Genomic DNA, 21119 nt, shown 5'->3' with positions numbered 1-21119 from the left:
ACACGCGAGATTCCTCGACTTCGCTCGGAATGACGGCCTGACGAGACGAAATACCAACGGCAGACGCACTGAAAAACGACTCTCACAGAAATGGCTAAAATAACCTTCGACGGCATTGAGGTAGAAGTACCAGACGGTACCACTATCCTGAATGCAGCCCGCAAAATTGGGGGCAACATCGTGCCGCCGGCCATGTGCTACTACACCCCCATCAAGGGCACGGGCGGCAAATGCCGCGCCTGCCTGGTGAAGGTGGCGGCCGGCTCGGCCAAGGACCCGCGCCCCATGCCCAAGCTGGTGCCCTCGTGCATCACCACGGTGCAGGACGGCATGGTGGTCGAGAATACGACCAACCAATCGGTGCTCGACGTGCGCAAGGGCATCGTGGAGATGCTGCTTATCAACCACCCGCTCGATTGCCCGGTGTGCGACCAGGCCGGCGAGTGTGATTTGCAGAACTTTGCCTTCGAGCACGGCGTGGCCACTACCCGCTACGAAGAGGAGCGCCGCACCTTCGAGAAAATCGACATCGGCCCCTACATCCAGCTGCACATGACGCGCTGCATCCTGTGCTACCGCTGCGTGTACACGGCCGACCAGCTGACCGAGCGCCGCGTGCACGGCGTGCTGGGCCGCGGCGACGCCGCCGAAATTGGCACCTACATCGACAACATCATCGACCAGGATTTCTCCGGCAACGTCATCGACGTGTGCCCGGTGGGTGCCCTGACCGACAAGACCTTCCGCTTCAAGCAGCGCGTGTGGTTTACCAAGCCGGTAAACGCCCACCGCAACTGCGAAAACCCGAAGTGCTCGGGCAACGTGGTGCTCTGGTACAAGGGCAAGGACGTGCTGCGCGTAACCGCCCGCAAGGACGAGTACGGCGAGGTGAAGGAGTGGATTTGCAATACCTGCCGCTTCGAGAAGAAGGAAACCTCGGACTGGACCATCGAGGGCCCCTCGCACATTCAGCGTACTTCGGTTATCTCGGCTAACCACTACGAACTGCCGGTGGTAAACCCGCAAGTCATTGCCGACCTGCCCGAAAGCTCGGTCCGCGACCTGGAAAACAACCCGCCGCTGAAGTTAGGTAGATAGTTGTCAGTTGTCAGTTGCGAGTGGTTGGGAAACCCCTAACTACCTCCGCAGCTGACTGACAACGGACAACTCGCAACTGACAACTCCCAATGGATATTTCCGCCCTGACGTCTGTCGTCATCTCCTGGCAGAGCCTCGTCATCCTGGCCGTCTTCGGCATTACGCTGCTGATTGCCACCTACTCCACCTACGCCGAGCGCGTGGTGGCGGCCTTTCTGCAGGACCGCGTCGGCCCCGACCGCGCCGGCCCCTACGGCCTGCTGCAGCCCCTGGCCGACGCCGTAAAGCTCTTCACCAAGGAAGAATTCTTCCCCGCCGGCGCCAACCGCGGCCTGTTCGTGTTCGGGCCCTGCCTGGCCATGACCACGGCCCTGATGGCCTCGGCCGTTATTCCCTTCGGCAACACCCTGCTGCTGAACAACGGCGAAGTGGTGCGCCTGCAGGCCATTGAAGTCAACATCGGCATGCTCTACGTGTTCGGCGTGGTGTCGCTGGGCGTGTACGGGCTGATGATTGGCGGCTGGGCCTCGAACAACAAGTTCTCCCTGCTCGGTGCCATCCGCGCCGCCGCCCAAGCCGTGAGCTACGAACTAGCCATGGGCATGGCCCTGATTGCCCTGCTGATGGTAACGGGCACCCTGAGCCTGCGCGAAATTGCCCTGCAGCAGTACGACGGCCTCTGGAACATCGTGTACCAGCCGCTGGGCTTCATCATCTTCATCGTGTGCGCTTTCGCAGAAACGAACCGCACGCCCTTCGACCTGCCCGAGTGCGAAACCGAACTGGTGGGCGGCTACCACACCGAGTATAGCTCGATGAAGATGGGCCTGTACCTCTTCGCTGAGTACATCAACGTGTTTGTGGCCTCGGCCGTGATGAGCACGCTGTACTTCGGTGGCTTCAGCTTCCCGGGTGAGCACCTGCTCTACAATTCGCTGACCTCCTCGCAGGGCGAGCTGTTTGCCCACAACGTGGTGACCATCCTCGGCACGGTGGTGCTGTTCGCGAAGATTTTCTTCTTCATCTTCTTCTTTATGTGGGTGCGCTGGACACTGCCGCGCTTCCGCTACGACCAGCTGATGCGCCTGGGCTGGACCATGCTCTTCCCCATTGCCATCCTGAACATCCTGCTGACGGGTGCCTTCATCCTGTTCTTCGGCAGCAAGGAGCCCAAGCGGGAAATATCCAAAGAGGCTGTGCCTACGGAAGTTCGCACGGTAGCGCGCCGCTAATACGGCCCTACCGCGAAGTTTGCCTTCGCGCCTCTAGCACGCAATTGTTGTTCAACGACAACCGCCCGAAATACGCGACCTGCCAGTTCGCGCTACATTCGACCTCCCGATGAAACTGACTAATAGATCCAAGCACCTCGAAAAGAAGCCGATGACCCTGGCGGAGCGGGCTTACCTGCCGGCCATTCTCACGGGCATGGGCATCACGCTCAAGCACTTCTTCTCGAAAAAAGCCACCATCCGTTACCCCGAGGAGCTGCGCCCTATTGCGCCGACGTTCCGCGGCCTGCACGTGCTCAAGCGCGACGAAGCCGGCCGGGAGCGGTGCACGGCCTGCGGCCTCTGCGCCGTGGCCTGCCCGGCCGAAGCCATTACCATGGTAGCCGGTGAGCGGAAAAAGGGTGAGCAGAACCTCTACCGCGAGGAGAAGTACGCCGTCAGCTACGAAATCAACATGTTGCGCTGCATCTTCTGCGGCCTCTGCGAGGAAGCCTGCCCCAAAGCAGCCATCTATCTACAGGCCGACAAGATGGCCCCGCCCCGTTTCGAGCGCGACGAGTTCATCTACGGCAAGGACCGCCTGGTGGAACCCGTCGACCCGAACGCCCGCTCGAAGCGCGGCATTCAGCTTACCGCCGAGCAAGCCGAAGCCCTGGCCCGCCGCATGGCTGGCATTGAGTAATTGCCAAATAGCCGAGCTGCCAAACGGCTGGTCGTTCGAGTACCGCCATTTGCCAACGAAGCCATTTGACCATTTGACCATCAAAGTCTCATGTCCCTCTTCTATTTCCTGACGTTCGTTGCGCTGCTGGCAGCCCTGGGCGTGGTGTTTGCCAAAAACCCGATGCACTCGGTGCTCTTCTTGGTGCTCACGTTCTTCGCCATTTCGGGGCACTATCTGCTGCTGAACGCGCAGTTCCTGGCCGCCGTCAACATCATCGTGTACGCCGGCGCCATCATGGTGCTGTTCCTCTTCGTGGTGATGTTCCTGAACCTGAACGCCGACACGGAGCCCAACAAATCGGCGCTGGCGAAGGTGGCCGGCGCCATTGCCGGTGGCCTGCTGCTGCTGGTGCTCATTGCCGCGCTGCGCAACGTAAACCCCACCGGGGCCGACCTGGATACCTTCGATTCGCAGATTGGCATGGTCAACCGTCTGGGCCTGGTGCTCTACCAGCAGTACCTGTTGCCCTTCGAACTGGCCTCGGTGCTGTTCTTGGTAGCCATGGTGGGCTCGGTGATGCTGGGCAAGCGCGAAGCCGGGGAGCGACACTTCTAAGCAACCGACCCTTTGTCAAACGAGCGTGGCGCCCAGTTGTCGGGCGCCACGCTCGTTTTTTATAGGACCATTTCTTCGCGCGGCGGGCTGATAATCGTCAGCGCAGCGGGTGATTGTATTCAGCTGACCGGACCGCTGCTTGTGCGACTTTCGCCTGCATCATTCACCTGTTGAACGCGAAACGCATGAACCCCTCTCCCACCCAAAGCGGCAGCCTGCTGGCCGGCCACCATACGCCCGTTGGCGAGCAAAAAGGCTTGGTACTCTTCAGCCGCAATGGGCAAAAAGTGCTCTACAAAACCTTCCGCGCCGGGGAACTGATGCCCACGCACCACTCGGCCGAGGAGGTACTGGTAACCTGCTTGGCCGGCCGCCTAGAACTCGCGCTGGACGGCACCACCACCCTGCTCGAAGCCGGCGACTACCTCATCATTCCGGCGGCAGCCCCACACGCGCTCCGCTGCCTAGCCGATGCCAAGCTGCTGATATTTCGCTAGGGGCTGCCCGTAGCGGCTGCGCACCCGACTAAACGCCAACGCGGCCCCCAATTGCTTGGGGGCCGCGTTGGCGTTTAGTCGGCAGTGGCGGTAGGCGGCGCCGCTTGGCGCGCTTCGGCCATGCGGCCCCAGGGGCCGCAGTTGCGCATCCGTTGGCGGAACTTCTCCCGCTCTTCCTCACTCATGCCTTGCATGCGGCTGGCCATTTTCTGGCGCCAGTGCTGCTGGGCTTTGGCCTTCCAAGCGGCGCCGGGGCCGCCGCGGAAGCCGCCGAGCAGCAGCTTGCTGAGGATAAACAGGCCCAAGGCCTGGGCAAAGGAAACCGTGGGCAAGTGGAACAGGTAGGGCATTAGCCAATTCCAGAGCGACATGACCACGAAGCCGGCCAGGGCGACGAAAAAAGCAACGGCGAGTATGATGCGCAGGCCGCGGAGAAACCAGAATTTGCGGTCCATGATGAAGTGAATGTGCGAGTGTGGGAAATGAAGGGGAAGGTGCAGGAATGTGGGTAATGTGAAAATGTGGAAAATCAGGTTGTGCCGATTAATCGAACACCTTGCTCACATTTCGCCCACATGCATTCCTAATCCAGAAAAAGGTCGTCGTACAAGGCTTGCAGCTTCACGCGCAGTTGCTGCACGGCGTAGTGTTTGCGCGAAATCAGGGTTTTGAGCGGCACACCGGTTTCCTCGGCCATCTGCTTGAAGGTCTTGCCCTCGAACTCGTGCCAGACGAACACCTCACGCTGAGCGGCGGGTAGCTCCTCCAATGCATCCAGGATGGCTTCCATGATGGTTTCGCGGGCCATGGCCGTTTCGGTGGAGTCGTCCGGGGCGGGCAGGATGTCGGCCAGCAGCAGGGGCTCGTCGGAATCGGCGGCGGAGTGGTAGGCGGCCGCGTCCTCCAGGGAGGCGGTTTTGGGGCGGCGGTACCGGTCGATGATCTTGTTGCGAGCCACGCGGAACAGCCAGGCGGCCATCTGCTCCACGGGCTTGACGAGGCGGTAGGTTTGCACCAGCTCGTAGAAGACGTCCTGCAGTACGTCTTCGGCATCGTCCTCGTCGGGGATGCGGCGGCGGATGAACGAGAGCAGCTTGCCGCGCTGCTCGCGCACGGCCTGCTGCAGCCGGTCGTTTTGCTCGGTCATGGCCGCGCTGGTGGGAAGTATGGTCAAGGCCTGTTCCATTCTGCTAGGGAGGACGCAGGCGCCGGAAAATTACTTTACCCGGAATAGAAAATTTTTGGGAAGGTGGTCAAGGCACACTTTGGCCGGTGCGGCCATCAGCACTGGCTGTCATTGCGAGGCGCAGCCGAAGCAATCCTTCCTTTAGTAGCAATGCCGGCACACTGCTTACGACCCGAAAACACGGCCTGAGCTTGCCAACGCAAGTTTCGGGCAGCAGCGTTTCGCATCTGTGCCTGTAGAGCAGGCAAGCCGCGTGAGGAAAGATTGCTTCGGCCGCTCCCTGCAATGACGGCGGGGTGAGCCGGGGCAGCCGTTTGCGCCGACTGCTAGCCGAACGCTTGTTTGCGCATTTGCCATAGGCAAGACGGGGCGGCAGCCGGACAATAAGGCCAGTTTTCCGCGTGGTTTTCCCAAGTTTCGGGCTACCTTTGCCCGCTAATTGGCCCCAGTATGTTGTGGGCTTTTTTCCGCCGTTACCCCGTCCTGAATGGAATCGACGATACCGGAAGTCATTCGCACCGTTCCGCTCCAACACTACGTCTTCTTCGCCGCTGCTCTGTTCAGCATTGGCGTGTTGGGCGTGCTCACGCGGCGCAATGCCATCATCATTTTCATGTGCGTGGAGCTGATGCTCAACGCCGTCAACGTCCTGCTCGCGGCATTTTCGGCCTACCGCGCCGATCCGAATGGGCAGGTCTTCGTGTTTTTCATCATGGCCGTAGCCGCCGCGGAAGTTGCCGTGGGCCTGGGCATTATCGTGATGATCTACCGCAACATTCAGAACACCGACGTCAACCTGCTCGACAGGCTCAAGTGGTAGTGGCGTTGCATGTGCCACTGTGGAAATGTGCTGAGGTGCTAATGCACTAAGCGGCACTGCATTCCATAGTAGCATATCAGCACATTATCATCACATTAGCACCTTACACTAATGGCTGAACAAGCGCCCCTCGCCGTCTTCACCGGCTCGCCGCTGCTCTACGTTCTCATTCCGCTGCTGCCGTTTCTGGGTTTCCTGATCAACGGCCTGCTCAACCGCCGGCTTTCGGGCACGGTGGCGGGCGGCATCAGCAGCCTCGCCGTGCTGGGCTCCTTTTTGCTGTCGCTAATGCACTTCGTGCAGTTTACCGGCACGCCCTACACGGTGCACCTGTTCGACTGGATTTCGGTCGGCTCGCTGCACATTCCGTTTGATTACCAGATCGATCAGCTCAGCCTGATTATGCTGCTGCTGGTGACGGGCGTGGGCTTCCTGATCCACGTGTACAGCATCGGCTACATGCACCACGACGAAAACGTCGGGAAGTTTTTCGCCTTCCTGAACCTGTTCGTTTTCTCCATGCTGCTGCTGGTGATGGGCGCCAACTACGTGATTCTGTTCATCGGTTGGGAAGGCGTAGGGCTCTGCTCCTACCTGCTCATCGGCTTCTGGAACAAGCACACCGCGTTCAACAACGCCGCCAAGAAAGCCTTCATTATCAACCGCATCGGTGACCTGGGCTTCCTGCTGGGTATCTTCCTGATCTACCAGACCTTCGACTCGGTGCAGTACGGGGAGGTGTTCCAGAAAGCCGCCGCCGGGCAGTTCGGCCCTTACACGGTGGCCATCGTGACGGTCATCACCTTGCTGCTGTTCGTCGGCGCGATGGGTAAGTCGGCCCAGCTGCCGCTCTACACCTGGCTGCCCGACGCCATGGCCGGCCCCACGCCGGTATCGGCCCTGATTCACGCCGCGACGATGGTGACGGCCGGCATCTACATGGTGCTGCGCTCCAACATTCTCTACACCCTCTCGCCCGACACGCTGAACGTGGTAGCCTGGATTGGCGGGCTGACGGCCCTGTTTGCCGCCACCATCGGCCTCGCCCAGAACGACATCAAGAAGGTCTTGGCCTACTCCACCGTTTCGCAGCTGGGCTACATGTTCCTGGCCCTGGGCGTGATGGGCTACACCTCCTCGCTGTTCCACGTACTCACCCACGCTTTCTTCAAGGCCCTGATGTTCCTCGGCGCCGGCTCGGTGATTCACGCCATGAGCAACGAGCAGGACATCCGCAACATGGGCGGCCTGCGCAAGGCCCTGCCGATTACCTTCCTGACCTTCCTCATCGGCTGCCTGGCCATTGCCGGCATCCCGCCCTTCTCGGGTTTCTTCTCCAAGGACGAAATCCTGACCCACGCCTTCGAGCACAACAAGATTCTGTACGGCATCGGCTTGCTGACGGCCTTCCTGACGGCCTTCTACATGTTCCGCCTGCTGTTCCTGACCTTCTTCGGCGAGTTCCGCGGCACGGAGGAGCAGAAGCACCACCTGCACGAGTCGCCGGCCACCATGACGCTGCCGCTCATCGTCCTGGCTATTCTGGCGGCCGTGGGCGGCTTCATGAACGCCCCGCTGGTGCTTGGCAAAGGCTACCTGGCTGACTTCCTCGCCCCGCTCTTCGCCTACTCCAAGCAAACCAACCCCGAAGCGTTCGGCGCTGAAATCGACCACGCCACCGAATACATGCTCATCGGCCTGTCGGTAGCGGCCGGTGTGCTGGGCATCGTCTTCGCCTACGTGCAGTACGTGAGCCGCCGGGTGCGCCCGGCCGACGATGCTTCGCAGCGCGGCTTCCTCGAAAACCTGGTCTACCACAAATACTACGTCGACGAGCTGTACAACACGCTGTTCGTGAAGCCCTCCATGTTCCTCTCGCGCGGTCTGCACGACTTCGTGGAGAAGCGCGTGGTGGACGCGGGCGTCAACGGCGTGGGCCGCGGCGTGTTCGGCGGCTCCAAGCTGCTGGGCAGCCTGCAGACCGGCCGCGTGGAAACCTACCTGCTGCTGATGGTTATCGGCATCGTGGTGGTGTTGGCGCTGAATTTCATGAAGTTCTAAAACGCGTGGTGCCCCGACCCCAACGTCGGAGCACCACGTCGTTTTACCCCGAGAAGATACTTGCAGCCTAAACCCAGTGGTGCCACGAGCTTACGCCGCGCCGCCGCTTTCTGAGACAAAATGCTGACTGCCCTTCTGCTTATCTGGCCCGTGGCCGCCGCCCTGCTGCTGCACTTCGTGCGCGGTTCCGCGGCGCGGGCGCTGGCCTTTGGTGCTTCGCTGGTCGAGCTGGTGCTGGCCATTTACGCGGCCTTCCAGTTCCAGACTGACTACTCCCTGCCGCACTTCGAGCTGGACTACGCTTGGCTGGCCTCGGCCGGCATCCATTTCCACATCGGGATGGATGGGCTGAGCCTGCTGCTGGTGCTGCTCACGGCCTTTCTGGTGCCGCTGATTCTGCTGGCCTCGTTTCGCCACGAGTACGAAAACCCCTCGGTGTTCTACGCCCTGGTGCTGTTCATGCAGAGCGGCCTGATCGGGGTGTTCGTGGCCCTCGACGCCTTCGTGTTCTACTTCTTCTGGGAAGTGGCCCTGATTCCGATTTACTTCCTGGCCGGCGTGTGGGGCGGGGAGCGGCGCGTGCAAGTCACGCTGAAGTTCTTCATCTACACCGTGGTCGGCTCGCTGCTGATGCTGGCCGGCTTCGTGTACCTGTACTACATGACCGGGGCCACCGGCGCCGCCCGCAGCTCCGACCTCTCCGCGTTCTACAACCTGAACCTGAGCACCGAGGAGCAGTCCTGGGTGTTCCTGCTCATCTTCGCGGCTTTTGCCATCAAGATGCCGCTGTTTCCGCTGCACTCTTGGCAGCCCGACACCTACGCCGAAGCCCCGGCCCCGGCCACCATGCTGCTCTCGGGCATCATGCTCAAGATGGGTATCTACGGCACGCTGCGCTGGCTGATGCCCGTCGTGCCCTTGGGCGTGAGCCGCTGGGTGGGGCTGATTATGGTGCTGGCCGTTATCGGCGTCATCTACGGCGCCCTCATTGCCATCCGCCAGCGCGACATGAAGCGCCTGATTGCCTTTTCCTCGCTGTCCCACGTGGGCCTGATGATTGCCGGCATGTTCTCGCTGACGGCCGTGGGCCTGCAGGGCACCGTGATTCAGATGCTGGCCCACGGCGTGAACGTGGTCGGCATGTTCTTCATTGCCGACATCATTGAGCGGCGCACCGGCACCCGGCAGATTCCGGAGCTGGGCGGCCTGACGCGCGCCACGCCGCTGCTGTCGGTGACCTTCCTCGTGATTCTGCTCGGCACCGTGGCCCTGCCGCTCACCAACGGCTTCGTGGGCGAGTTCCTGCTGCTGATGGGCGTGTACCAGTTCAACCCCTGGCTGGGCGCCGTAGCGGGCCTGACCATCGTGTTCGGCGCGGTGTACCTGCTGCGTATGTTCCAGCGCGTGATGCTGGGCCCGGATTCCTCGTTCAGCGCCGTCATCCGCGACCTGACGGGCGCCGAGCTGGCCGTGCTGGTGCCGCTGGTCGTGATGGTGTTCTGGATCGGGCTGTTCCCGGGCACGTTCATGCACATTTCGGAGCCGGCCGTGAACAAGCTGCTGGTGCTCATCAACCGCTAAGCCTCCCGCCCCATGCTCTCGATTATTCTGCTTTCCGTTTCCGGGCTGGCCAATCTGTTCCTGGGCTTCCTGCGCTCCAACCGCGCCATTCTGCCGGCGGTGATGCTGGTGCTGGCCGCCGTGCTGGCCATCAACATCTTCGACGTCGACAACAGCTCGGCGGCCATAGCCGAGTGGGCCCGCGTCGATTACCTACGCAGCATGCTGCAGTTCGACCAGTACGCCCGCGTCTTCACCGGCGTCATCGTGCTGACGGCCCTGCTGCTGCTGCCCTTCTCGCAAAAGTTCGTGCAGGACGACAACCCCAATCTGGCCGAATTCTACAGCATCATCCTGTTTTCGCTGGTGGGCGCCATCATGATGGTGAGCTACACCAACATCCTGATCCTGTTCCTCGGCATCGAGACGCTCAGCATTGCCATGTACGTGCTGGCCGGCTCGGATAAGAGCAACCTGCGCTCCAACGAAGCGGCCCTGAAGTACTTTCTGATGGGCTCCTTCGCCACCGGCATCCTGCTGTTCGGCGTGGCCCTGCTCTACGGCGCCACCGGCACCTTCGACCTGACGCAGATGGGCACCGCCATCCGCGCCCTACCCGCCGCCGACGCCACGCTGACCCCGATGATGTACATCGGCATCCTGCTCATGCTCATCGGCATCGGCTTCAAGATTTCGGCCGCGCCCTTCCACTTCTGGACGCCCGACGTGTACGAAGGCGCCCCGACGGTTTTCACCGGCTTCATGAGCACGGTGGTGAAAACGGCCGGCGTGGCGGGCTTCTTCAAGCTGCTGGTGGTGGCCTTCGGTGGCGACACCATTCCGTTCTGGCTGCCCACGCTCACCACCATGCTTGTGCTGACCCTGCTCATCGGCAACGTGGGCGCGGTAGCTCAGAAAAGCGCCAAGCGCATGCTGGCCTACTCCAGCATCTCGCACGCGGGCTACCTGCTGCTGGCCCTGGTGGCCCTGCGCACCGGCGCGCTGTCGGCCTCGGCCATTTTCTTCTACTCGCTGGCTTACTCGCTGGCCACGGTGGCCGCCTTCGGCGTGCTGCAGCTGGTATACAACCAGCGCCAGCGCGAAGATTACGACGGCCTCAACGGCCTGGCCCGCACCAACCCGCTGCTGGCCCTGGCCATGACCATTTCCATGCTGTCGTTGGCCGGCATTCCGCTGACGGCGGGCTTCTTCGGCAAGTTCCAGCTGTTCAACGCCGCCGCCCAAGAACACTACATCGGCCTGATCGTGTTTGCCGTGGTGATGTCGGCCATCGGTATCTACTACTACCTGCGCCCCATCATTGCCATGTACATGAAGCCGGCCGAAGAAGGCGCCGAAGCCCCGGTGCCCGTGACGCTGCTGCAATCGGCCGTGCTGGTGGTGCTGATGGGCCTGACGGTGCTGCTGGGTGTGCTGCCCGGCCTGCTCGACGGCGTGCTGAACGCGCAGCAGTAACAGCATTCCGATTAAACAACAAGAGCGGCTCTCGGGCCGCTCTTGTTGTTTCTGGGCCTTGCCCGAACGTCAGTGTTTGCCGGTGGCCTTGGTTTCGTATACCACCTTCCCACCCACCATGGTCAGCTCGCTGACGGTGCCGGGTAGGGCAGGCGCGGGCACGGTGAAAATATCCTGGGACAGCACCGCCAGGTCGGCTAGCTTGCCGGGCGCAAGGGTGCCTTTGTCCTGCTCGGCAAACTCGGCGTAGGCCGAGCCGGCGGTGTAGGCCGTCACGGCCTGCTCCCGGGTCAACGCCTCCTTGGGGTCGGCCAGGGTGGTGGCGAACATGATGTTCAGAAACGGATTCATCGGCCCGTCGGAGCCCAGGGCAAAGGGGATGCCGGCCGCCAGCAGCGAGCGAAACGGCGGCACAAAGGCAATACCGTTGGGCGCGCCGCTCAGGGCCGGGTTGATAAAGTGCGAGGGATTCTGCACCACCACGATGCCCAGCGCCTTGGCCCGCGGCTGCAAATCGGCCGCCAGCCCGTCGCCGTGCTCGAAGCGCACCCGCTTGCGCCGCCAGGTGGCGTCGTCGGCCAGCTCGCTCATCAGCGTCAGCACCAGCTTGGCCGTGCTGTCGCCCGACACGTGCAGCATCAGCGGCTCGGGGCCGGTCAGGGCCCGGCGCAGCATCCGCCGCACGGTGTCGAGGGGAAAGTTCAGGCGACCGTACCAGCCCGGCCGGCCCGGGTAGGGCTTGCGCATCAGCGCGCCGCCTTCCAGGGGCGTAGCGTCCAGGATGTACTTGCGGCCCGTTACCCGGGTTAGCGACGCCGGCTGCGGGCTCACGCCGCTCCACTCCTCGTAGCGGATGCCGGCCGCGGTGGTCATGGGCAGCGGCATGATGCGGTGCCGCAGGGGTAGTTTGGCGGCTTGCACCACCCGCAGCATCTGAGCGGGCGGCAGCTCGCCGGCCATGTCCTGTACGCTGGTAATGCCCAGCGCCAATGCTTCGGCGCCGTACTGCTGCAGTTCCCGCGCCCAGTCGGCGTCGGGCAGGGTGGCGTGCCACTGCCGGCGAGCGTTCCAGTCGGCGTACTCGGAGAGCAGACCGCTGAGCCGCTGGGTGCCCGGCAGCCGCTCGTAACGGCCGCCCACCGGGTCGGGGGCATCGTCCGGGATGCCGAGCAGCTGCAGGGCCTTCGAGTTGAGAATATTGCCGTGGCCCCACGGTGGTTTGAGCATGACCGGGTGTTCGGGCGCGACGCGGTCCAGCGCCGCGCGCCGAAACGCAGGGTCCGTTAGCGCCAGCAAGCCGATGTCGCCCTGCAACCAGGTACCGGCCGGCGTGCGCTGCACCAGCCGAGCCAGGGTATCGAGCACTTGCTGCGGCCCGGGCCCCGGCACCAGCGGCGCGGCCGGAAAGGCGAAGTGCCGGCCGGTGGGCACGGTGTGCGGCAGGTGGTCGTGGGCGTCGTTGAAGCCCGGCACCACGGTGCGCCCCCGCAACTCGATGCGCCGGGTGCGCGGTCCGGCCAGCCGGCTGATGGCCGCGGTGGTGCCCACGGCTACCACCCGCTCCCCGCGCACGGCCACGGCCTCGGCGTAGGGCTGCCGGGCGTCGGCGGTGAAGACCTTGCCGCCCGTCAGGATGATGTCGGGCGCCGGGGTTTGGGCCGCGGCTACCTGCCCCGCCAGCACCCAGGTCGACACAGTGAGAAGCATCTTCATGCCAGGAAGATAACCGTCTTTAAATCAGCTAGGCATAGCCGCACGCCAGAAAGGCGACAGCGCCTGCCGGAGAGCTGTACTCCGGCAGGCGCTGTTTGAAGTGAGTTATCGTAGCAGACCGCGGACGGTTACTTTTTCGTCACGCGCACGTCGACCCGACGGTTTTGCGCGCGGCCTTCGGGCGTGTCGTTGGAGGCCAGCGGGTGCTCCTGCCCGTAGCCCTCGGCAGCTACGCGGCCCGCGTCGATGCCGTTGGTCATGACGGCCTTGCGGGCGGCGTTGGCCCGGTCGGCGCTCAGGGTCAAGTTGGCGTCGGCACGGCCTTGGTTGTCGGTGTAGCCGCCGAGCTTGATGGCCGCGTTCGGGAAGGCCTTCAGTATGGCGGCAATGTTTTGCAGCTGCTGCTGCGACGCCGCCGTGAGCGTGGCCTTGCCGGTGTCGAAATACACCCGGTCAAGACTCATCCAGCCCTGGGTTTTGTCGTCGCTCACGGTCTGGCTGGCGTCGTTCAGGAAATTGAACAAGCGGGCTTCCGTCGAGTTGCTGCCCACCTGGAGCACCGTGCCGTCGGGCAGCTTCACGTCGGTGTTGGCGCCGGTGTCGTAGATGTAGTTGCCGGTGGCCTCGTCGTAGCGGCCGGTGGGAGCCGCCGGCACCGGCGCGGCCGCCGTCGTGGTCGTGTCCACGGTAGTGGTGGTCGTCGCGGTGGTGGGTTCTTCTGCTCGGTTGCGCCCGAACAGGTAGTAGAGCAGGCCGGCCCCGAGCAGCAGCAAGAGCAACCAGGGCCACCACGGGCGGCTGGCGCGCACCGCGGCGGGGGCGGTTTCGGTGGCTACGCTGCGGGCGGCGTAGCCGGTGTCGCGCACGGCGCCAGCGACGCTGGCGGCTCCGCCTACGCCCCCGAGCAAGCTGCCCAGGCCGAACGGCAGGGCCCCAAGGATCGAGGCGCGCTGCGAAGTCAGCCAGCTGCTCAGGCCACTGGCGTCGAGGTTGTTTTGCGCTGCGTGCCGGCCGAGCAGCCCCAGCACCACGGGCACCGCCACGCCAGCCAGCCGGCTCACGATGCCGCTGTTGGCGCCGCTGCCGGTGGCAATGGTCTCGGTAGCGGGCTGGTACTGGGCGCCCAGGGATGAGCGCAAAAACTCGGTGCCGCGGCTGGCCCACCCGCCGCCGTCACCGGTGAGTAGGTTGCCTACTTGGTCGAGCAGGCCACTGGAATGAGCCTGCTGCGCCATGTCAAACACCTCCGCCGAACCGCCGGGCTGCTCGGCGCGGCGCAGCACGCCGCCCAACACCAGAGGCGCAAGCCCCATCAGCGCCGAACGGATGCGGCTGCTGTCTTCGCCCAGCGCCGTGCTGGTTTGTTGCACTACGCCATCGGAGAAATAACTCCGCACTTCGTCAATGATGTTTTGGCTCATGGCTTTAGAAGGGCTAGGCAAGCGTGAAAGGAAAGAGCGAATGTGAAAATTCAACGACTCCCACCCCTTCGGGTTGTCTATTACCCGGCTTATTTCTGCGTCACGCGCACGCTGATGCGCCGGTTGAGCGCCCGGCCCACCGGCGTTTCGTTGCTGGCCACGTTGTGCTTCTGCCCGTAGCCCTTGGCCTCGATGCGGTTGGCGCTGATGCCCATGTCGACCAGTGCCGCCATGGCCGCCGTGGCCCGCTGCTCGCTCAGGCGCAGGTTGTCCTTAAAGTAGCCGGTGCTGTCGGTGTAGCCGCCGATTTTGACGTGCGCCGTGGGGAAGCTTTTCAGGATGCTGGCCACGTTGCCCAGCTGCGCCGTCGATTCGTCGGTGAGCGTGGCTTTGCGGGCGTCGAAGTACACGCGGTCGAAGTTGATCCAGCCCTTGGTGCGGTTTACCGGGTCTACTTGCTGGGTGGCGTCGGCCAGGAAGGTGTAGAGCTTGTTTTCGGTGGAGTTGGTCCCCACCGTCAGCATTGTGCCGTCGACCAGCGTCAGCCGCACCGGCCGGCCGGTGTCGTAAATGTAGTTTTCGGTGCCGGCGTCGTAGCGGCCGCTGATGGCCGTGACGGGCGCTTCTGCGGCCGCAGCCGTTGCCGCTGCCGGTTCCGACTGGCTCGTGCTGATGCTGGCCGGCGCCGCACTAGCCAGGGCCGGGGAGCCGGGGGCCGCCGGCCGCGGGGCGCCGCCTGTCCCCAACCAATAGCCCACCACCAGCGCCCCCAGAACGACCAGGGCCGGCAGCAGCCATTGCAGCAGCCGGCGGTCGGGGCGGCCGGTGTCGTCGTACGCGGGCAGCGGCGCTGCGTGGGGATGCGCCACCACGGCCGGCTCGGGTCCGTGGCTGTGTCCATTGCCGCTTTTGGTAGCCGCCGCATCGGCCAGCAGCAGGCCCGTCACGCTGCTGCGCTGGCTTTGTAGCCAGCGGCCCAGCGCCGAAGCGTCGAGGTGGTCGGCGGCGGCATGTTCGCCCAGTACGCCGAGCATCACGGGCGCTGCCAGCCCTAGCAGACCTTCCACGGATTCGGTCCGGATGCCGCTTTCGGAAGCCACCGAGGCGATACGGCCGCTGTAGTGGTCGGTAAGCAGGGCGCGCATGAGCTCCTGCCCTTTGGGCGCCTGCGCCGCCAGCACGTCGGCGCGGGTACCGGCTTCGTGCGCGTCGCGGGCCATGAGCCAGACGACGTCCGTGCCGCCTACTTGCTCGGTGAGCTTAATCAGGCTACTGAGCACCAGCGGCACTACCTTGGGCAGGGCTTTGCGCACATTGGCTTCGCTCTCACCCACCACCGCACTGGCTTGGCTGACGGCCGGAGCCGTGAAACAAGCCGACACTTCCTCCAACACATTCTGCGCCATGACTGTAGGGTTTACACGTTACAACATAAATAATAATACAAATAATTATTAACATATTTCAAATAAAGACTTCTGATTGATACTTACCAAGCACAAAAAAAGCGGCATCACTGCCGCTTGTTACTATCAAGCACCTTGCCCCGCCGCACTGGCGTCGGCATGCCCACCGCCTAGCAGCCCTAGGCCCCGCGCAGAACCATCATCGGCGCGGGCTGGTCGGCGTACACCACCGCGTCGTCGTCGAAGGGCTCGTCGCCGCGGAACTTGAGCAGCAGACGGGCGGTGGTGATGATGTCTTTCTGGCAATACTTCACGATGCGCGGCAAATCCCGGTCCTCGTAGTACACGCGGGCCACGTCGGCGCCGTTGATGTCGTCCTTGGGCGTGGGAATACCGAACATAGCGGCCAGCAGGGCCAGCGAAGTAAAGGATTTCCGGTCCCCGAACTTCCACAGCTCCATGGTGTCGAGGTGGTTGATTTCCCAGGGCTTTTTGCCGGCCACGTCGAGCTGCGGGGGCAGCTGCACGCCGTTGATGAGCATGCGGCGCGAGAGGTAAGGGAAATCGAACTCTTTGCCGTTGTGGGCGCAGAGAGTAAAGTTGGGCCGCTTGCTGAGGGCACGCACGAAGTCCTGCAGCAGCTCCGCCTCGTCGTCGCCGGCAAAGCTTTTCACCTTGAAGCGCAGCTGCTCCAGGGCGTCGTAGTAGAAGTAGCCAACCGAGATGCAGATGACCCGCCCGAACTCGGCATAGATACCGGCCTGGGCAAACAGAGCTGCCGCCGACAGCCGGTCGGGCATGGGCTCGATTTCCTCGGCGCCCCAGGTCGGGAAGCCCTGCTGCCGGCGCAGGCTCTGGGCCTTGTGTTCCCAGAGGTGGCGCAGCATGTCGTCCAGCTCCTCGTGGCAGCCTACGCAGGGCACCGTCTCGATGTCGAGTACGAAAACGTCGGTCAGCTTGAGGTTACGGAGCAGTTGCATGGGCACGCCGGGCGGAGGGTCGGTAACGAAGATAGGCCACCACCGGGGCAAACGCCAAGCCGGGGCCGTTTGTTTTGGCGCGCCGCGGCCCGCCGCCCCCAAGAAATACGCCCGGCTGATCCAATATCAGTCGGGCGCACTCGTGGTATGCTTCAGCTCGGCCGCGGCCGCTGCTACCGGAAAGGCAATAGGTGTGTCGGGCGAAAAACGCGGCTGCGCCGCGCTACGCCAGGGCCGGGCTGCCGGTAAGCCACAGGCCCAGCATGGAAATCAGCAGCTGCCGACGGGATTTCGCAGACATGAGCGGACGGCGGTGAAGAGTGGAGCATATCAGCCGAATCCCGCAGGGGGAGGGCTCGTCAACAAATTCGGCAATCGGCCGGCGCCGGTCAATCACATGATGATGTGATACCCAATGTGAGGCGCCCACTACCGCCGGCTAAGACCATTTTCGGGCGAAAAAAAGCGCGGTTTATCCGCGGATGCGCTGCGGTCTATTAGGTCAGGCCTTGGCGCAGGGCCTTGCTCACGGCTTCCGTCATGGAGCGCACGTGCAGCTTCTCGTAGATTTTCTTGATGTGCGAACGAACCGTATCGAGCGAGATGCCGCGGTCGTGGGCAATCATTTTGTAGCTGTAGCCTTCCACCAGCAGGCCGAGGATTTCCTGCTCCCGGGCGCTGAGGTTGGCCGGCGAGTCTTCCTGCTGGCGCGGGGCCACGGGCTTGGGAAACAGGCGCAGCACCTGCCGGGCAATGGCGGGCGTCATGGGGGCGCCGCCGGCCCGCACTTCGCCGATGGCGTCGAGCAGCTTGGCGGGCGGGGTTTTCTTGAGCAGGTAGCCGTCGGCGCCGGCGCACACGGCCTGGAACACCCGGTCGTTGTCCTCAAACACAGTGAGCATCACCACGCTCACCTTGGGCGAGTTGGCCTTGATGCGCTTCAGGCCCTCGATGCCGTTGATGCCGGGCATGTCGATGTCCATGAGCACCACGTCGGGCTTGAGGCGCGGAATATCGGTTTCGACCTGCTGGCAGTTGCCCAGGGCGCCCACCAGCTCCAGGCCCGGCGTGCCGCCCAGCAAGTGGCTCAGGCTCAGGCGCAGGTCAGGGTTGTCTTCGTAAATCAGGACGCGGGTGTCGGCGGTTTCCATGGGCAATGAACGGTGGTAAAGGAGTGCGAATCAGAATGCTGCGAAGGTACAGCACGCGCACGCGCGGCGCTGTCGCATAATGATGTGAGGCCGTAGCAGCCGCGGCGCTGCACGTATGCAGCACGACCAGCCACGGTTCGACCGGCGCGGATACGCCCTATTTCAGCGGCACGCGCAGCTCCAGCCGGGTGCCCTCGCCGGGCGCGGTGTCGATGGTGAGTTGGGCTTTGATGGCGGCGGCGCGGCTGCGCATGTTGGTCATGCCGTTGCCGCCGCCTTGGGCCGGGGCTTTGGGGTCGAAGCCCACGCCGTCGTCCTGCACGCGCAGCACCAGGCTGCGGTTGTCGTAGTCGAGGGTGATGCGGGCAAATTCGGCCTTGGAGTACTTCGCCAGGTTGTTGACGGCCTCCTTGAACATCAGGAAAAACTCCCGCCGGGCGCGCATGGGCAGGCGGTGCTCGGTGACTTCGGGCGCCACCTTGAAAATGAAGTCGATGCCGCGGGCTTCGAGCACGTCGGAGGCGAAGGAGCGCATGCGCGAGGTGACGGACTCCATGGAGTCGTGCGCGGGGTTGATGGCCCACACGATGTCGTCCATGCTGTCGAGCATGCGGCGGGAGGAGTCGCCGATTTGCTCCAGCAGCTGCGAGGACTGCTCCGCGTTGCCGCGTTGCTGGTGGGTGCGCGCCAGCTGGCTCAGGATGCTGATGGAGGAGAGCGTGGAGCCCATGTCGTCGTGCAGGTCGCGGGCAATGTTGTGGCGCACGCGCTCCAGGGCCAGCAGCTGGCTCACGCGCACGCGGTAGGCCAAGAAGAGCAACCCGAATACCAGCCAGCTGGCCAGGATACGGAACCACCACGTTTGGTACCACGGCGGCTCCACCACCAGGCGCAGCGAGGCGCCCTCGTTGTTCCACACGCCGTCGTTGTTGGCGGCCCGCACCCGGAAGATGTAGGTGCCCGGGTCAAGGTTGGTGTAGGTGGCCTGCCGCTGCGTGCCCGCGTCAATCCACTTGTCGTTGAAGTTCTCCAGCTTGTAGGCAAAGCGGTTTTTGTCGGACAGCCGGTAGTTCAGGGCCGCAAACTCAATGGAGAAGAAATTGTCGCGCGGGTGAATGGTGACCACCCGGCTGGCCGTGATGCTGGTGTCGAGGGTGGCCCACCGGTTGAACTTGCGGAAGCCCGTCAGCACCACGGGCGGGGGCACGGCGTTGAAGCGCACGGCAGTGGGCTGAAAAGCCACAATGCCGTTGCCGCCCCCGAAAAAGAGGCGGCCGTCGGGGCTGCGCCAGTAGGCGCCGGCGTTGTGCTCGTCCTGGGGCAACCCGTCGCGCGAGTCGTAGGTGCGAAACTCCTTGGTGCGCGGCGTGAAGCGGGCAATGCCTTTGTTGGTAGCCAGCCACAGGTGGCCCTGGTCGTCGGCCGCCATGCCGTAGATGACGTTGTTGGGCAGCCCGTCGGACTCCCCGTAGCTCACAAAGCGGCCTTTGTCGGCGTCTACCAGGCAGGAGAGCCCGCCGCCCTCGGTACCGAGCCACAGGCGGCCCTGCTCGTCCTCGAGCATGCAGCGCACAAAATCGGTCGAGATGCTGTGCGGGTCGTCGCGGCGGGCCCGGAAGGAGCGGCAGTGGCCGGTGCGCGAGTCGAACTGGCTGAGCCCGCCCCCGCCCACGCCAATCCAGAGGCGGCCACGCCGGTCCTGGTACACGCAGCGCACGTAGTTGCTGCTGATGCTGAGCGAGTCGAGCGGGTTGTGGCGGTACACGGCGCAGCGGCCGCTCACCGGATCGATCAGGTTCAACCCGCCCTCGGTGCCCACCCAAATGCGCCCCTGCCGGTCCTGGTACACGCAGCGCACGTTGTCGTCGGAGAGGCTGGTGGGGTCGGCGGGGTTGTGGCGGAAGCGGCGGAAGCGCCCGGTGGCCGGGTCGAGGTAGGTCAGGCCCTTGCTGCGCGTGCCCACCCAGATGCGGCCGGCGCGGTCTGGCAGCACGGCCCGGATGAAGTCCTCGGGCAGGGCCTGCGGGTCGGCGGGATTGGCGCGGTAAGTGGTCAGGCGGCCCGTCAGCGGGTCGTGGCGGATCAGCCCGTTGGTTTCGGAGCCCACCCACAGGTTCTGGGCCGCGTCCTGGGCAATGGCCCACACCGGACCGGTGAAGCGCACCGGAATGGGCTGGGTAAAGGCGTTGGGCCGGGGCTCGAAGCTGGCCACGCCCTGGTCGGTACCGGCCCAGAGCAGCCCCGAGCGGTCCTGAAACAGGCTGACCACCTTGTCGGCGGGCAGGCTGCGCTGGTTGGGCTGGTGCTGCCACACGGTAAAGAAATTGGCGGCGGCATCGTAGCGGCACAGGCCCCGGGAAGTGCCCACCCACACGCGCTCCTGCTGATCCACCAGCACGGCGTTGATTTCGTTGCTGGGCAGGCTGCCCACACGGCTGGGCTCGTGCCGGAAGTGGGTTTTCTGGTTGGTGTTCAGGTCGATGAAGCACAGCCCGCCACCGTCGGCGGCGGCCACCCACAGCCCGCCGCGGGGCGTAGCGGCCAGGTCCTTGATGGCGCTGCCGGGGGCCCAGTCGGCCAGGGGCACGAGCGTACCCGTTTGCAAGTCGACGGCGCTGATGCGGCCCTCGCCGGTGCCCACCCACACGCGGCCGTCCGAGGTTTGGGTGATGGTGCGGATGGAGTTGCGGTGCACGTTGCCGCTCACCGACTGCACGTGGCGAAACTGCCGCACGCGCTTGGTTTTGGGGTCAAACAGGTTGAGGGCCGTTTCGGAGCCGGCCCACACCCGGCCCTGCCGGTCGCAAAATACTGCCCACACGAACCCGTCGGCAATGTCGCCCTCCCGGTAGTTGTCGAAAGATTCCGTCAACGGGTTGTAGTAGGACAGCCCGCCGCCGCCCGAGCCCACCCACACGCCGCCGCGCGGGTCGGCGGCAATGTCTTGGATAAAGTTGCTGGGCAAGGTGCCGGGCCGTTGCGGGTCGCCGCGGAACACGCGAAACGACGCGCCATCGTAGCGGTTCAGCCCGTCCTGGGTGCCCATCCACAGGAAACCGGCGCGGTCCTGGGCCAGGGAAGACACGCTGTTTTCCGACAACCCCACCTGCGCCGACAGGGTCCGAAACGTCAGGTTCTGGGCCCGGGCGGGCAGGGGCAGCCAGCCGGCCAGCAAGATTACAAGCAGGGGCAGCCAGAAGCGCTGCCGGCGCGGTACGGAACTCATCCCTTGCAAGGTA

At 64.0% G+C, this 21119-nt stretch carries 17 protein-coding genes; 9 read left to right on the top strand and 8 right to left on the bottom strand.

What is annotated here, in order from left to right; genetic code table 11:
* The first annotated feature begins 90 nt into the window (after window positions 1–90).
* The 5 genes from LJ737_RS11955 to LJ737_RS11935 all read left to right on the top strand — a co-directional run bounded on the left by LJ737_RS11955 (window position 91) and on the right by LJ737_RS11935 (window position 4106).
* Window positions 91–1098 carry an NADH-quinone oxidoreductase subunit G gene (locus tag LJ737_RS11955; RefSeq protein WP_227765948.1) on the top strand — a complete coding sequence of 336 codons (1008 nt, stop codon included), beginning with the start codon at window positions 91–93 and terminating at the stop codon, window positions 1096–1098.
* Between the two features lie 89 nt (window positions 1099–1187).
* Window positions 1188–2330, top strand: coding sequence for an NADH-quinone oxidoreductase subunit NuoH (nuoH, locus tag LJ737_RS11950; protein WP_227765946.1), 1143 nt, complete (start codon window positions 1188–1190; stop codon window positions 2328–2330).
* Window positions 2331–2439: 109 nt separating this feature from the next.
* Window positions 2440–3012 carry a NuoI/complex I 23 kDa subunit family protein gene (locus LJ737_RS11945; protein WP_227765944.1) on the top strand — a complete coding sequence of 191 codons (573 nt, stop codon included), beginning with the start codon at window positions 2440–2442 and terminating at the stop codon, window positions 3010–3012.
* A gap of 90 nt (window positions 3013–3102) precedes the next feature.
* Window positions 3103–3609, top strand: coding sequence for an NADH-quinone oxidoreductase subunit J family protein (locus LJ737_RS11940; RefSeq protein WP_227765942.1), 507 nt, complete (start codon window positions 3103–3105; stop codon window positions 3607–3609).
* Window positions 3610–3794: 185 nt separating this feature from the next.
* Window positions 3795–4106: a cupin domain-containing protein gene (locus tag LJ737_RS11935; protein WP_227765940.1), complete on the top strand. Its 312-nt coding sequence runs from the start codon at window positions 3795–3797 to the stop codon at window positions 4104–4106.
* Window positions 4107–4180: 74 nt separating this feature from the next.
* Here LJ737_RS11935 and LJ737_RS11930 read toward each other — a convergent pair whose 3' ends face one another.
* Both LJ737_RS11930 and LJ737_RS11925 read right to left on the bottom strand, forming a co-directional pair.
* On the bottom strand, window positions 4181–4561 hold the full coding sequence (locus LJ737_RS11930) for a DUF3106 domain-containing protein (protein WP_227765938.1): 381 nt from the start codon (window positions 4559–4561) through the stop codon (window positions 4181–4183).
* Between the two features lie 128 nt (window positions 4562–4689).
* Window positions 4690–5292 carry an RNA polymerase sigma factor gene (locus LJ737_RS11925; protein WP_227765936.1) on the bottom strand — a complete coding sequence of 201 codons (603 nt, stop codon included), beginning with the start codon at window positions 5290–5292 and terminating at the stop codon, window positions 4690–4692.
* 487 nt (window positions 5293–5779) lie between these two features.
* Here LJ737_RS11925 and nuoK point away from each other — a divergent pair, with 487 nt between their 5' ends.
* The 4 genes from nuoK to LJ737_RS11905 all read left to right on the top strand — a co-directional run bounded on the left by nuoK (window position 5780) and on the right by LJ737_RS11905 (window position 11209).
* Complete coding sequence (nuoK, locus tag LJ737_RS11920; RefSeq protein ID WP_227765934.1) at window positions 5780–6112, top strand: NADH-quinone oxidoreductase subunit NuoK; 333 nt, start codon at window positions 5780–5782, stop codon at window positions 6110–6112.
* 111 nt (window positions 6113–6223) lie between these two features.
* A complete protein-coding gene (gene nuoL / locus LJ737_RS11915) occupies window positions 6224–8173 on the top strand; it encodes an NADH-quinone oxidoreductase subunit L (protein WP_227765932.1) in 1950 nt (649 codons plus the stop codon).
* A 120-nt stretch (window positions 8174–8293) separates the two neighbouring features.
* Window positions 8294–9754 carry a complex I subunit 4 family protein gene (locus LJ737_RS11910; RefSeq protein WP_227765930.1) on the top strand — a complete coding sequence of 487 codons (1461 nt, stop codon included), beginning with the start codon at window positions 8294–8296 and terminating at the stop codon, window positions 9752–9754.
* Window positions 9755–9766: 12 nt separating this feature from the next.
* Window positions 9767–11209, top strand: coding sequence for an NADH-quinone oxidoreductase subunit N (locus LJ737_RS11905; protein WP_227765929.1), 1443 nt, complete (start codon window positions 9767–9769; stop codon window positions 11207–11209).
* A 69-nt stretch (window positions 11210–11278) separates the two neighbouring features.
* Here LJ737_RS11905 and LJ737_RS11900 read toward each other — a convergent pair whose 3' ends face one another.
* The 6 genes from LJ737_RS11900 to LJ737_RS11875 all read right to left on the bottom strand — a co-directional run bounded on the left by LJ737_RS11900 (window position 11279) and on the right by LJ737_RS11875 (window position 21106).
* On the bottom strand, window positions 11279–12922 hold the full coding sequence (locus LJ737_RS11900) for an amidohydrolase (protein ID WP_227765926.1): 1644 nt from the start codon (window positions 12920–12922) through the stop codon (window positions 11279–11281).
* 128 nt (window positions 12923–13050) lie between these two features.
* Window positions 13051–14343 carry an OmpA family protein gene (locus tag LJ737_RS11895; RefSeq protein WP_227765924.1) on the bottom strand — a complete coding sequence of 431 codons (1293 nt, stop codon included), beginning with the start codon at window positions 14341–14343 and terminating at the stop codon, window positions 13051–13053.
* Window positions 14344–14432: 89 nt separating this feature from the next.
* Window positions 14433–15749: an OmpA family protein gene (locus LJ737_RS11890; protein WP_227765922.1), complete on the bottom strand. Its 1317-nt coding sequence runs from the start codon at window positions 15747–15749 to the stop codon at window positions 14433–14435.
* Window positions 15750–15928: 179 nt separating this feature from the next.
* Window positions 15929–16729 (bottom strand): 3'-5' exonuclease, encoded by an 801-nt coding sequence (locus tag LJ737_RS11885; RefSeq protein ID WP_227765920.1) that lies wholly within the window; start codon window positions 16727–16729, stop codon window positions 15929–15931.
* A 497-nt stretch (window positions 16730–17226) separates the two neighbouring features.
* Window positions 17227–17880 carry a response regulator gene (locus LJ737_RS11880; protein WP_138081893.1) on the bottom strand — a complete coding sequence of 218 codons (654 nt, stop codon included), beginning with the start codon at window positions 17878–17880 and terminating at the stop codon, window positions 17227–17229.
* Between the two features lie 157 nt (window positions 17881–18037).
* The gene (locus LJ737_RS11875; RefSeq protein ID WP_227765919.1) at window positions 18038–21106 is read right to left on the bottom strand and encodes a sensor histidine kinase; all 3069 of its coding nucleotides are present in this window, start codon (window positions 21104–21106) and stop codon (window positions 18038–18040) included.
* Between the last annotated feature and the right edge of the window lie 13 nt (window positions 21107–21119).

Source organism: Hymenobacter sp. 15J16-1T3B, from assembly GCF_020711235.1.
Taxonomy (GTDB): Bacteria; Bacteroidota; Bacteroidia; order Cytophagales; family Hymenobacteraceae; genus Solirubrum.
This window is presented reverse-complemented; position numbering and strand designations above follow the sequence as displayed.